Here is a 13,401-nt window from a genome sequence, read left to right as displayed (position 1 = left end):
CGGGTGAAAGGACAAAGTCCCGATCCGGACGTCTGGCCAGTGGTCCGCCGACGAAGGCGAAGAACGGCAGGGCCTAGGCTGGGCGGCAGAGTGACCCACAACGCGGTGGGTCGAGGGGAGTGGCACCGATGGACCGGCGTCCGGCGATCAAACCGGAACCCGACCTCCGGCAGGATGACTCCGGCCGGGACGACGACAGCTTCGATTCGGCGACCGACGGGGACGGCTACGGCCGGCTCGACACGGGAGTCACCGGGCTGACCGGGTCGAGCATCGACACCATCTACGATCTGGGCCTGCCGACCGAGGCGTTGGCCGACGACGTGGAGGACGCCGAGCTCGACGAACCAGTTCCCAACGCGGAGCGCCTGGTGGCCCAGGCTGTCGCGCTCGCCGGGGACGACCACGACGCGGCGACACTTGTCGGCCGTTTCTGGCGGTTCGCCCCGGACGAGGAACTGGTCGGCTTCACGGCAGAGGAGATGCTCGACGCGGCCCGGGCACACCGGGACCTCGCCCAGCAGCGGGTTCCCGGCGAGTTGAAGCTGCGAATCCACGAACCGCACGCGGACCAGCACCACACCGTCGTCGAGATCGTCACGGACGACATGCCGTTCCTGGTCGACTCGGTCACCGCGTTGCTCAACTCGTACCACCTCGACGTGCACCTGCTGGTGCACCCGCTCGTGGTGGTCCGACGGGAGCCGCTGGGGCGGCTCACCGAGGTCTCCGCGGACGTGGAGCCGGATGACGCGATCTCCGGCGACATCATCGAGAGCTGGATGCGGATCGAGATCGACCCGGTCCGGGACGCGGCCGAGCGGGACCGGCTGCGCCGCGAGTTGCAGCGGGTGCTCACCGATGTGCGGGAGGCGGTCGAGGACTGGCCGAAGATGCGTCAGCGGGCCCTCGCGCTCGCCGACGAGCTGGCCTCGGCCCGCACCTCGGACAATCGCCCACCGGTGCCGGAAAAGGACATCACGGACTCGGTGGAGCTGCTGCGGTGGCTCGCCCACGACCACTTCACCTTCCTCGGTTACCGCGAGTACCGACTGGTGGACGCCCCCGGGGGTGACACCACCGACCCGGTCGACGGCAAGGCGTTGGAGGCGGTGCTCGGCACCGGGCTGGGCATCCTGCGCTCGGACTCGCCGGACGCGCGGTCGTTGTCGTCGATGACGCCGGAGGCGCACGAGAAGGTGCTGGAGAAGCGCCTGCTCATCATCACCAAGGCCAACTCGCGGGCCACCGTGCACCGCTCGGCCTACCTCGACTACATCGGCTTCAAGATCTTCAACTCGGACGGCGAGGTGATCGGCGAGCGCCGTTTCCTGGGTCTGTTCTCCACGGCCGCGTACCGGACCAGCGTCCGCGAGCTGCCGGTCGTACGCCGCAAGGTCGCCGAGGTGCTGGACCGCTCCGGCCTGAGCCAGCGCAGCCACTCCGGCAAGGATCTGATTCAGATCCTGGAGACGTACCCGCGCGACGAGCTGTTCCAGATCAAGACCGACGACCTGTACCACGCGGTGGTCGGTGTGCTGCGGATGGCCGGGCGTCGGCAGTTGCGGGTCTTCCTGCGCCGGGACGCGTACGGGCGGTTCATCTCCTGCCTGATCTACCTGCCCCGGGACCGGTTCACCACGCAGAACCGCCTTCGCATGCAGGACATCCTGCTGCGCGAGCTGAACGGTGTCGGGGTGGACTACACCACCCGGGTCACCGAGTCGATGCTGGCCCGGGTGCACTTCATCGTCCGCACCGACCCGACCCGGCCGCCCGGTGACATCGACGCCGATCTGCTGGCCGAGGAGCTGGCCGACGCGACCCGGCTGTGGGACGACGACTACCGGCTGGTGCTGGAGCGCAAGCTCGGCGACGAGCAGGCCAAGCACCTGTTCACCCGGTACGCCGACGCGTTCCCGGAGGGCTACAAGGACGGGCACACGCCGTACGAGGCGATGAAGGACCTGGCGAAGCTGGAGCTGCTGGAGGAGCCCGGCCAGCTGGAGATGCACCTGTTCCGCAAGCAGCTCGCGCCCCGGCCGGGTACCCGGGTGCCCGGTGCGGACCTCGCCGAGGCCATGGACGTCCGGTTCAAGGTCTACCGGTACGGCGAACCGATGATGCTCTCCGCCGTGCTGCCGGTGCTGCACTCGCTCGGTGTGCGGGTGGTCGACGAGCACCCGTACGAGGTGGACCGCATCGACGGCCGGGTCTACCTGTACGACTTCGGCCTCATGCTGCCCGAGGGGCACCACGAGCTGTCCGAGGTGCGCCCACACGTGGAGAACGCCTTCGCGGCGGCATGGCGCGGCGAGGCCGAGGTGGACCGGTTCAACGAGCTGGTGCTGCGTGGCGGGCTGACCTGGCGGCAGGTCGTGGTGCTGCGGGCGTACGCGAAGTACCTGCGGCAGGCCGGCACGGTCTTCTCGCAGGACTACATGGAGCAGACCTTCATCGCGTACCCGAGGATCGCCGCGTTGCTGGTGGAGCTGTTCGAGACCCGGTTCGCGCCGGGCGAGCAGACGACCGATCAGCGGCAGCAGCGCAGCGGTGAGCTGGTGGAGATGATCCGGGAGGCGCTGGACGACGTGGCCAGCCTCGACCAGGATCGGATCCTGCGCTCGTACCTGACGCTGATCGAGGCGACCCTGCGGACCAGCTTCTACCAGAAGCGCGCCGACGGGCGGCCGAAGGCGTACGTGGCGTTCAAGCTCGACCCGCAGGCCATCCCGGACCTGCCGGCGCCGCGACCGAAGTTCGAGATCTTCGTGTACTCGCCCCGCTTCGAGGGTGTGCACCTGCGGTTCGGGCCGGTGGCCCGGGGCGGTTTGCGCTGGTCCGACCGTCGGGAGGACTTCCGGACCGAGGTGCTCGGCCTGGTCAAGGCGCAGATGGTGAAGAACACCGTGATCGTGCCGGTGGGCGCCAAGGGCGGCTTCGTGCTGAAGCAGAAGCCGGGTGACCGGGACGAGGCGGTCGCCTGCTACCAGGAGTTCGTCGGCGCGATGCTGGACGTCACCGACAACATCGTCAGCGGGCAGATCGTGCCTCCCGAGGACGTGGTCCGGCACGACGGCGACGACCCGTACCTGGTGGTGGCCGCCGACAAGGGCACGGCGACGTTCTCCGACATCGCCAACGAGATCTCCAAGACCCACAACTTCTGGATGGGCGACGCGTTCGCCTCCGGCGGTTCGGCGGGCTACGACCACAAGAAGATGGGCATCACCGCCCGGGGCGCCTGGGAGTCGGTCAAGCGGCACTTCCGGGAGCTGGGCCTGGACACCCAGACCCAGGACTTCACGGTGGTCGGCGTCGGCGACATGTCCGGCGACGTGTTCGGCAACGGGATGTTGCTCTCCGAGCACATCCGGCTGGTGGCCGCCTTCGACCACCGGCACATCTTCCTCGACCCGGACCCGGACGCGGCCACCTCGTACGCGGAGCGGCGGCGGCTGTTCGATCTGCCCCGCTCGTCGTGGGAGGACTACAACCCGGAGCTGATCTCGGCCGGCGGCGGCATCTTCCCGCGTACCGCGAAGTCCATCCCGATCACGCCGCAGGTCCGGGCGGCGATCGGCCTGGACGACGACGTGACGCAGCTGTCGCCGCAGGAGTTGATGAAGGCGATCGTGACCGCCCCGGTGGATCTCTTCTGGAACGGCGGCATCGGCACCTACGTGAAGGCGTCCACCCAGACCAACGCCGAGGTGGGCGACAAGTCCAACGACGCGATCCGGGTGGACGGGCGCAGCCTGCGCTGCCGGGTGGCGGGCGAGGGCGGTAACTTGGGCTGGACCCAGCTCGGCCGGATCGAGTACGCGTTGACCGGTGGCCGGATCTACACGGACTTCATCGACAACGCGGCCGGGGTGGACACCTCCGACCACGAGGTGAACATCAAGATCCTGCTGAACACCGCGGTGGCCGACGGCGAGTTGACCACGGCCGAGCGGGACGAGCTGCTGGCCGGGATGACCGACGAGGTCGCCGAGCTGGTGCTGCGGGACAACTACGACCAGGCGCGGGCGATCAACAACGCCCAGGCCCAGGCCGCCTCGCTGCTGCCGGTGCACCGCCGGATGATCAACGAGCTGGAGCGGTCGGGCGGGTTGGACCGGACGCTGGAGGCGCTGCCTCCGGACGAGGAGCTGGCGGTCCGCAGCGAATCGGGCCTGACCGCGCCGGAGTTCGCGGTGCTGCTCGCGTACGTGAAGATCGTCCTGGAGCGGGAGATCCTCACCGAAGGGCTGGCCGACGAGGAGTGGACGACCGAGGTCCTGGTCAACTACTTCCCGACGCCGATGCGCGAACGGTTCGCCGAGCGGATGGGCCGGCACCGGCTGCGCCGGGACATCGTCACCACAGTGCTCGTCAACGAGGCGATCAACCGGGGTGGCATCTCGTTCATCTTCCGGGTGGTCGAGGAGACCGCGGCCAGCGCGGCGGACGTGATCCGGGCGTACGTGGTGGTCAGCGAGGTGTTCGGCCTGCGGGACCTGTGGGACGCGGTGGAGGCGCTGGACAACAAGGTCGCACCGGAGTTGCAGACCAGCGTCTACCTGGACACCCGCCGGCTGCTCGACCGGGCGGTGCGGTGGCTGGTCTCCAACCGGCGCTCGCCGATCGACGTGCCGGCCGAGATCGCCCGGCTGCGGGACGGGGTGACCCGACTGCTCCCTGGTCTGGAAGACCTGTTCTACGGCAACGAGCGGCAGGCCATCGCCGCGCACATGGACTCGATGACCGAGCGTGGGCTGCCCCGCGAGCTGGCGGAGCGGGCGACCCGACTGATGTACAGCTTCGGTCTGATGGACGTGGTGGAGACCGCGAACGTCAGCGGACGGGACGTCGGCGAGGTGGCCTCGGTCTACTTCGTGCTGTCCGACCTGTTCCGGGTGGACTCGCTGCTGTCGAAGATCTCCCTGCTGCCGCGGGAGGACCGCTGGCAGACGCTGGCCCGGATGGCGCTGCGCTACGACCTGTACGCCGCCCTGGCCGCGCTCACCGCGGAGGTGCTCGACTCCACCCCGGGCGACCTGCCGCCGCACGAGCGGGTGCAGCAGTGGGAGCAGTCGAACGCCACCTCGATCCACCGCGCTCGACGGGCGATGGGGGAGTTCGACGAGTCGCGGGCGGACCTCGCCGCCCTCTCGGTGCTGCTGCGCCAGATCCGCACCCTGGTGCGGACCTCCGCGGCCGCCTGAGTCAGGCACACCGGACGCGGTCCGGCCGATCGGGTTACCCCGACCGGCCGGACCGCGTTTCGTTTCGTCTCCGGTCAGGCCATCAGGCTGGCGAAGACGACGATGTTGTCCGGGTAGCTCTTGGCGGCCGTGTCGAACTGACCGCCGCAGGTGACCACCCGCAGGCCGGGCCGGTCGCTGGGCCCGTACACCAACTCGGTGGGGAAGGCTGTCTTCGGGTACGACTTCACCGAGTCGACGGTGAAGGTGGCCGGCACTCCGTCGGCCCGGCGCACGGTGACGGTGTCACCGGGGGTGAGGGCGCCGAGGTCGAAGAAGACGGCCGGGCCGAGCACCGCCGAGTCCACATGCCCAACGATGACCGCGTTGCCCGTCTCGCCGGGACTCGCACCCGGCTCGTACCAGCCGGCCTTGTCGGCCTGGTCGAGCGGAGGAACCTGGACGGTGCCGTCCGGGTTGGTGCCCAACGACATGATCGTCGCGTCGACACCGATCCGGGGGATCTCGATGCTGGTCGGCGCCGAACGGGCCAGTCCCGCCGGCGCGTCTCCGACCGGCTGCCCGTCGACCGGCGGGGCGTCGTCGGCGGTGGTCGCCGACCCGGTGACCTCGGGACCGGCCTGGGCCAACGGCTGCGGCGGTCGGGGAGCGGGTGTGTCCTTCAGACTGGCGCCGATCATCCCGGCGCCAATCATGGCCATGGTGACGACGACGGCCGCGCCGGCGGCACGCCACGGTCTCCCGTGACGGCCGCCGGCCCGTGTCGTCGTCACGTCAGACGAGCGAACCATCGGTCCGTCGGCGACGCATCAGCACGATCCCGCCCAGCGCGGCAGCGCCGAGCAGGCCCGCCCCGCCGGTGGCCAGGCCACGGTCGGTGCCGGTGCTGGCGCCACCGTCACCACCGTCGACACCGCCGTGCGGCAGCACGACGAGCTCACCCTCGCCGCACGAGCCCTTGAGCTCGTAGCGGCCCGGCTTCGCGTCCTTGTCGACCTTGGCCTCGCCGTAGTAGACGAACTCGCGCTCCTTCTCCCAGTCGCGCTCGTCGGAACGGCCCTCTTCCGAGCCGTAACCGCCGTGCTCGTCCTTGGACTCCCAGCCCTTGTCCGAGCCGTACTCGTCGGAGCCGTGCTCGTCCTTGGACTCCCAGCCCTTGTCCGAGCCGTACTCGTCGGAGCCGTGCTCGTCCTTGGACTCCCAGCCCTTGTCCGAGCCGTACTCGTCGGAGCCGTGCTCGTCCTTGGACTCCCAGCCCTTGTCCGAGCCGTACTCGCCCGAGCCGTGCTCGTCCTTGGACTCCCAGTCCTTCTTGCCTTCGTCCTTGGAGTCCCAGTCCTTCTTGTCGCGGCTGTCGTCCGCGTCCTGGCCGTGCTCCTCGCCCTTCCAGTCCTTGCTGCCCTCGTCGCCGTAGGCGTCGGCGGCAGCGCCGCCACCCTGGCCGCCGGGCTGGGCGCCGTCGGTGGGCGGCTGCGGCTTGTCCTTGCCGTCTTCGCCCTTGCCCTCTTCGCCCTTGCCGTGCTCGTCCTTGCCCTTGTCGTCCTTGCCGTGCTCGTCCTTGCCCTTGTCGTCCTTGCCGTGCTCGTCCTTGCCGTTTTCGTCCTTGCCCTCGTGGTCCTTGCCCTTGTCGTCCTTGCCGTGCTCGTCCTTGCCCTTGTCGTGGTCCGAGGAGTTCTCATCCTCGCGCCACTCGCGGTCCTCGCCCCGGTCTTCGTGGGCCGGCTTGAGCTTGACCTTGCCGGTGACCTTGGACCACACGTACGCGTGCTCCTGCCGATCCGGGCAGATCTCGAGGAGCTTGACCTCTTCGCCAGCCTTGACGACGTGCGGCTTGGCGTAGACCTTGCCGTCGCGGTCCTTGGCGTCGTCGTGGCCGTCGGCGAACGCGATCCCCGGCGCGAACACCAGGAGCGATGCACCGCCGAGCGCGGCGCCCGCAACGACCTTCCCGAGCATCTTCTTAGCCATGACCTGCGTCACTCCATCCCTGTTGTCCTGTGCCCGGCGACAACCGAGCTAAGACCGACGTTAGACGGTTTCATGACTTATGAAGTGAAAGATTCGCGTTTTGACCTTTGATCCAAGTAAGAGATGAAGGGGTGCTACGCGGCTTTCGCCGCACTGAGTGTCGTCTCAGGCGCGCGACGCCCTTTCGAGCGGCCCACGGCGTTCCGGCCTCCCCGTGCCCGACCCGCTCGGCTCATCCCGGTCGCGGCGGGTCCGGTCCGCAACGTGCTGCCCGAGCACACTCAGGGGTATCGTCCGAAACGGATCGAGGGACGGTAGGCGCGCGCAAGGCATCGAGCCATTGCCATGGAAGCGCTCCCATGCGAGAATCGTCCAACGCGGTGAGGTGAGCCACACCGCGCAGGCTGGGAGTCGAGGGCACCGGTTCGCCGGGCGGCGTCCCGCCGCCGATCCACCGGCCGACGCATCGGCCGCGCACCACCACCACCACCATCGCCCGTCCGGGTCGGGCGCCCCCCAAAGATTCCCGTTGGCGCCGGAGGCCGTCCGTGCAGGACGCCCACCGGGCCGTCTCCCGGGCCGTACGCGGGCCCGGTCTCGCCCAAGGAGATCAGTGGCATGAATGTGTGGAGAAGGCTGTCCGGCCCACGCCGGACCATGGCGCTCGCCGGCGCGGGTGTCCTGGTCGCCGGCGGGTTGGTGACGATTCCGGTCACCGCGGCGCAGGCCGCGACTCAGTGCGACATCGCCTACACGAGCAACGAGTGGCCCGGCGGCTTCACCGCCAGCGTCACCATCAAGAACGTCGGTGACCCGCTCAACGGCTGGACGCTGGGCTGGACCTTCCCCAACTCCGGCCAGCGCGTGCAGCAGGGCTGGTCGGCCGAGTTCACCCAGTCCGGCAGCCAGGTCACCGCCCGGAGCCTGTCCTACAACGGCACCCTAGCCACTGGCGCGTCGACCAGCATCGGCTTCAACGGCGCGTGGAGCGGCAGCAACCCGAAGCCGACCTCGTTCACCCTGAACGGCGTGGTCTGCAACGGTGGCACCACGCCGCCGACCACGCCCCCGCCGACCACGCCGCCGCCCACCACCCCGCCGCCCACCACGCCTCCGCCCACCACCCCGCCCCCGGGCACGAAGGTGGACAACCCGTACGTCGGCGTGCGCGGCTACGTGAACCCGGAGTGGAAGGCCAAGGCGGACGCCGAGACCGGCGGAAGCCGGATCTCCAACAACCCCACCGCCGTCTGGCTGGACCGGATCGCCGCGATCAACGGCACTCCGGACAGCAGCTCCAACGGCGCCTTCGGAGTGCGTGAGCACCTGGACGAGGCGCTGCGTCAGGGTGCCGGCTACATCCAGTTCGTGATCTACAACCTGCCTGGCCGGGACTGCTCCGCGCTCGCCTCCAACGGTGAGCTGGGCCCGGACGAGCTGCCCAAGTACAAGGCCCAGTACATCGACCCGATCGCCGCGATCCAGGGTGAGTCGAAGTACAGCAGCCTGCGGATCATCAACATCATCGAGATCGACTCGCTGCCGAACCTGGTCACCAACACGTCCGGTCAGCCCGGCGGCACGGCCATGTGCGACACGGTCAAGGCCAACGGCGCGTACGTCAACGGTGTCGGCTACGCCCTCGCCAAGCTGGGCTCGCTCGGCAACGTCTACAACTACATCGACGCCGGTCACCACGGCTGGCTGGGCTGGGACTCCAACTTCGGCCCGACCGCCGACATCCTGAAGACCGCCGCGGTCGCCTCCGGCAGCACGGTCAACAACGTGCACGGGTTCATCACCAACACCGCGAACTACTCGGCGCTGCGTGAGCCGTACTTCAAGGTCACCGACAACGTCAACGGTCAGACGGTGCGGCAGTCCAAGTGGGTCGACTGGAACTTCTACGTCGACGAGCTGTCCTTCGCCCAGGCGTTCCGCGACAAGCTGGTCTCGGTCGGCTTCAACTCCAACATCGGCATGCTGATCGACACGTCCCGCAACGGTTGGGGCGGTTCCGCGCGGCCCACCGGGCCGGGCGCCACGACGACCGTCGACACGTACGTCAACGGAGGCCGCATCGACCGCCGGGCCCACCTCGGCAACTGGTGCAACCAGTCCGGCGCCGGCATCGGCGAGCGGCCGCGGGCCAACCCGGAGACGGGTATCGACGCCTACGTCTGGGTGAAGCCGCCGGGTGAGTCGGACGGCTCCAGCAAGGAGATCCCGAACAACGAGGGCAAGGGCTTCGACCGGATGTGCGACCCGACGTACGGCGGCAACGCCCGCAACGGCAACAACCCGTCGGGTGCTCTGCCGGACGCGCCGATCTCCGGTGCGTGGTTCTCCGCCCAGTTCCAGGAGCTCATGCGCAACGCGTACCCGGCGCTCTGACCGGATCGCTTCCGCACCCACCGGCCGCCAGCAGTTGGTGAGGCACTGCCGGCGGCAGGTTCCCCCCGGGTCCCCGGCCCGACCGTTCTGGTCGGGTCGGGGACCCCCCTCATGCCAAATCAGGGCACGGTGCGCTCGATTGCCGCCCGGCCCTGCTCGGCCAGGTCACGGCGGGCCTTCTCCAGGTTTTCCGGCGTGAGGTCCTGCCCGCGGGCCATCACCAGATCCTCCGGCTCCCAGGGCTGTTCGCCCCCGGTGCGGATGTTGTCCCCGCCAGCGCCGGTGCCCGTCCCGGTCGCCCCGGTGCCGGCAGCGTACGGGTCACCGATCAGCTCGTCGGTGTCCGGTGCGAGGTCGTCCGGTCGGCTGCGGGGCTCGGCGAAGCCGGGAGTGTCCCGGTCGGGCCCACCTCCGGTCCGAAGCTGCGAGACGGTGATGTCATCATCCACCGCCGAGGCCACCTCCGGGCTGTCCTCCAACGGCGGTTGGCGATCGCGATCGGTCATGGTGCTGCCTCCTGGGTCCGACACGGTGCCTGGATCCCCTCGCGTACCCCTTCGTGCCGCGCTCATGCCGCACGGCCCGGCGGTCAGGTGCCAGGCCGTGCGGAGGGCGTGCGGTCGGGGCCGGGAGCCCGGCGGTCAGGTGCCCGGCTGCTGCTCGTTCGGGGCCGGCGGGTCCGCCGGGCGCAGCCACTGCCAGAGCAGCATGAGCAGGCCGAAGACGAGCATCGACAGCCCGGCCCACAGGTTGATCCGTACACCCTCGGCCTTGTCGATCTCGGCCCGGCTGTCGAAGATGCCGATCAGCGTCACGATGATCCCGTACGCCACGAAGAGGCCACCGATCACCCGGCGGATGTCGAACAGCCGGGCTGCGGCGGACCGCCGTTGCTCCGCCTGCGCCTCGTCGATCAGCGGGTCCTGTGCCGGCTGGCCGTCGTTGCTCATCTGCCGACCCCTTTCCTTAGAAGACCGGGATGTAGAAGAGGGCGGCCAGCGCGACCGCGATCAGACCGAGCAGCACCGGGGAGCGGTACCAGACGGCGTCCCCGGCGAGCACGTCGCCCTTCAGGTCGATGCCGCCCATCCCGTAGACCAGCCCGCGCAGCTCCTCGTCCCGTTTGGGCGCGGTGAGCGGGGTGATGATCGCGGCGACCACCACCGCCGTGACGAAGGCGAGGCCGGCGCCCCAGAAGCTCTCCTCCAGGTCGGAGTTGAAGTCGATCACTCCGCCCTTGTAGAGCAGGTAGAGGCTCAGCGACACCAGGGTGCCCAGCAACAACGACCAGAAGCCGGCCAGCGCGGTCATCCGCTTCCAGAACATGCCGATGATGAAGGTGGCGAACAGCGGCGCGTTGAAGACGGAGAAGAGCGCCTGGATGTAGTTCATGATGTTGCTGAAACCGGCCGCGATGAACGCGGTGCCGATCCCGATCACCACAGCGGCGACCGTCGCCCACCGGCCGATCCGCAGGTAGTAGTCGTCCGACCGGCCGGGCCGGAGGTATGCCTGCCAGATGTCGTAGGTGAAGACGGTGTTGAAGCCGCTCACGTTGGCCGCCATGCCGGCCATGAACGAGGCGAGCAGGCCGGTGACCGCCACCCCGAGCACGCCGTTGGGGAGCAGGTCGCGCATCAGCAGCGGGATGGCGTTGTTGTACTGGAGGTCGCCGCTCTCCGCGCCCAGCCCCTTCACCGTCACCAGGGCCACCAGGCCGGGAATGATCGTGACCAGGGGGATGAACAGCTTCGGGTACGCGGCGATGATCGGCGTGCGCCGGGCGGCGCTCATGTTCTTGGCCGAGAGGGCCCGCTGCACCTCGGCGAAGTTCGTCGTCCAGTAGCCGAACGACAGGACGAAGCCCAGGCCGAAGACGATGCCGAGCCAGTGCGCGCCGAGCGGGTTGGCGGTGCTGCCGGTGTCCTGCCACGCGTGCAGGCCGGCCTCGCCGAGTTTGGTGTCGCCGACCGCGTCCATCAGACCGTTCCACCCGCCGACCTTGACCAGGCCGATCACGGTGACCGGGATGAGACCGGCCAGGATGACGAAGAACTGGAGCACCTCGTTGTAGATCGCCCCGGACAGGCCGCCGATGGTGATGTACGCCAGCACGATCGCCGCGCCGACCACGATCGCCGTCCAGAGCGGCCAGCCGAGCAGCGCCTGCATGACGAGGGCCAGGGCGTAGAGGTTGACACCGGCGATCAGCACCTGGGCGACGGCGAAGCTGAGCGCGTTGAGCAGGTGGGTGGGGCGGTTGAACCGCAACCGCAGGTACTCCGGGACGCTGCGGACCTTGGAGCCGTAGTAGAAGGGCATCATCACGATGCCCAGGAAGACCATGGCCGGGACCGCGCCGATCCAGTAGTAGTGGACCGTCATCACACCGTACTGGGCCCCGTTCGCGGCCATTCCGATGATTTCCAACGCGCCCAGGTTCGCCGAGACGAAGGCGAGACCGGTCACCCAGGCCGGCAGGGAGCGGCCGGAGAGGAAGAAGTCGACGCTGGTCCGGATCGCCCGGCGAGCGGCGAAGCCGACCCCGAGGACGGTGACGAAGTACAGCGCCAGAATCAGGTAGTCCAGGCCGTTCATGTTGAGCCGAAGACCGTCGCCGTCCATCCCGTCACCCCTCGTGCCGACGTCTGCGCTGGCTGTACGCGCGCGCCGTATTACCCCCGACGGGCGGTTTCAATCCCCCTGGAGGGATGAGGCGTGTTCGGCTCCGTTCGGGCGGTCCCGCAGGCTGTCGACGACAAGGGGCACCCCGGCCATCGGCCGGAGCGCCCCTTGTCGGTCGTGAGACTCAGCGACCCAGTACGCGGTCCAGGAAGTCCCGGTAGTTGCGTACCGCCATCCGTAGTTGCTCGGTGTCAGCCGAGCCCGCGTCCTGCCACCCGCCCAGCGTGTTCTTCTGTGCGGCCAGTGCCGAGGAGAGGGCCTGGATGGCCTCCTCCACCAGCGACTGGGCCTCGCCGGCCGCCGCGTGCGGATCGTCGACGAAGCGCAGCTGCACGTCCCGCCAGCGGTCCCGGAAGCCCTGCGCGGTGTCCGTGTCCAGGAGCGTGGCCGGCTCGGCCGCGACGGTCGACCCGGCGGGCCGCGACGTCCCGGCGGACTCCAGCGAGGTGCTGGTGCCGTCGGTGGTGACCGGTACGCCGTCCGCGTCCGGGTCGACCATCTCCGGCGTGGCGCTGCCGTAGCCGGCCGTACCGACGTCCGGGTCGCCGGTCAGGTCGTCGCGCCGCTCGGGGGCGCCGTCCGTGCTCCCCGGCGCTACGACGGTCCGCGAGGAGGTGTCCGCGTCGGCGCGGTCGTCGAGATCCGCGTCGTCGTCGACATCAGTGTCGCGGCGGTGCAGCTCGGCGGTGGGGTCGGCGCGCAGGCCCTCACGCTCACCGTCCTCGGCGCCGTCGCCCGGCTGGGCAGTCCGCTCGGCCCGGGGGTCCGGCTGGTCCTGCGGGCGCGGGCTGGCCAGCGCGGAGGCGGCCACCGCGTCGGCCACCGTGGTGGCGCCGAACGTCGTCGGCAGCGGCCCCGGCTCGTGGAAACCGCCCTCGTCGGTGGACCGGTCGTCCCGCCGCTGGCGAGGGTCGGCGTCGTCGGCCCGCTCGTCGTCGACCGGGTTGTACGCCGCATCCCGTTCGGTGCCGTTCGTCCGGTCCGGGTCGGTGGTCTGCTCGTCGAAGGTGCCCCGTTCGTCGAGGGCGTCCTCCGGGACGTCGGAGCGGCTGGTCCGGTCGCCGGCCGGGGGTACCGGCACGGGCGCGGACCGCACGGCCTCCGGATGGTCGTTGCTCACCTGTTGCTCATCCTGGCGCATCGG

General features: G+C 69.6%; 8 protein-coding genes. 2 read left to right on the top strand and 6 right to left on the bottom strand.

Annotated elements, in window-relative coordinates:
* The first annotated feature begins 128 nt into the window (after positions 1–128).
* Positions 129–5,210, top strand: coding sequence for an NAD-glutamate dehydrogenase (locus HNR22_RS13720; protein WP_179780707.1), 5,082 nt, complete (start codon positions 129–131; stop codon positions 5,208–5,210).
* Positions 5,211–5,284: 74 nt separating this feature from the next.
* Here the strand turns inward: HNR22_RS13720 and HNR22_RS13715 are convergent, their stop codons facing one another.
* Together HNR22_RS13715 and HNR22_RS13710 are read right to left on the bottom strand one after the other, a co-directional pair.
* Positions 5,285–5,983, bottom strand: a complete 699-nt coding sequence (locus HNR22_RS13715; protein ID WP_179780706.1) for a class F sortase — start codon at positions 5,981–5,983, stop codon at positions 5,285–5,287.
* Between the two features lies 1 nt (position 5,984).
* Positions 5,985–7,178: a putative sodium/potassium/calcium exchanger gene (locus tag HNR22_RS13710; protein ID WP_179780705.1), complete on the bottom strand. Its 1,194-nt coding sequence runs from the start codon at positions 7,176–7,178 to the stop codon at positions 5,985–5,987.
* Positions 7,179–7,796: 618 nt separating this feature from the next.
* Here HNR22_RS13710 and HNR22_RS13705 point away from each other — a divergent pair.
* Positions 7,797–9,572 carry a glycoside hydrolase family 6 protein gene (locus HNR22_RS13705; RefSeq protein ID WP_179780704.1) on the top strand — a complete coding sequence of 592 codons (1,776 nt, stop codon included), beginning with the start codon at positions 7,797–7,799 and terminating at the stop codon, positions 9,570–9,572.
* 119 nt (positions 9,573–9,691) lie between these two features.
* Here HNR22_RS13705 and HNR22_RS13700 read toward each other — a convergent pair whose 3' ends face one another.
* The 4 genes from HNR22_RS13700 to HNR22_RS13685 form a co-directional block, all read right to left on the bottom strand.
* On the bottom strand, positions 9,692–10,078 hold the full coding sequence (locus HNR22_RS13700) for a hypothetical protein (protein WP_179780703.1): 387 nt from the start codon (positions 10,076–10,078) through the stop codon (positions 9,692–9,694).
* A gap of 135 nt (positions 10,079–10,213) precedes the next feature.
* Positions 10,214–10,522, bottom strand: a complete 309-nt coding sequence (locus HNR22_RS13695; RefSeq protein WP_179780702.1) for a hypothetical protein — start codon at positions 10,520–10,522, stop codon at positions 10,214–10,216.
* A 16-nt stretch (positions 10,523–10,538) separates the two neighbouring features.
* Positions 10,539–12,197, bottom strand: a complete 1,659-nt coding sequence (locus HNR22_RS13690) for a sodium:solute symporter family protein (protein WP_179780701.1) — start codon at positions 12,195–12,197, stop codon at positions 10,539–10,541.
* Positions 12,198–12,381: 184 nt separating this feature from the next.
* The gene (locus HNR22_RS13685) at positions 12,382–13,398 is read right to left on the bottom strand and encodes a hypothetical protein (RefSeq protein ID WP_179780700.1); all 1,017 of its coding nucleotides are present in this window, start codon (positions 13,396–13,398) and stop codon (positions 12,382–12,384) included.
* Positions 13,399–13,401: the final 3 nt, after the last annotated feature.

Source organism: Micromonospora jinlongensis, assembly GCF_013410645.1.
In the GTDB taxonomy this organism is placed as follows: domain Bacteria; phylum Actinomycetota; class Actinomycetes; order Mycobacteriales; family Micromonosporaceae; genus Micromonospora; species Micromonospora zamorensis.
The sequence above is the reverse complement of the archived record's forward strand: the minus strand, read 5'-3'. Positions and strand labels throughout refer to the sequence as shown.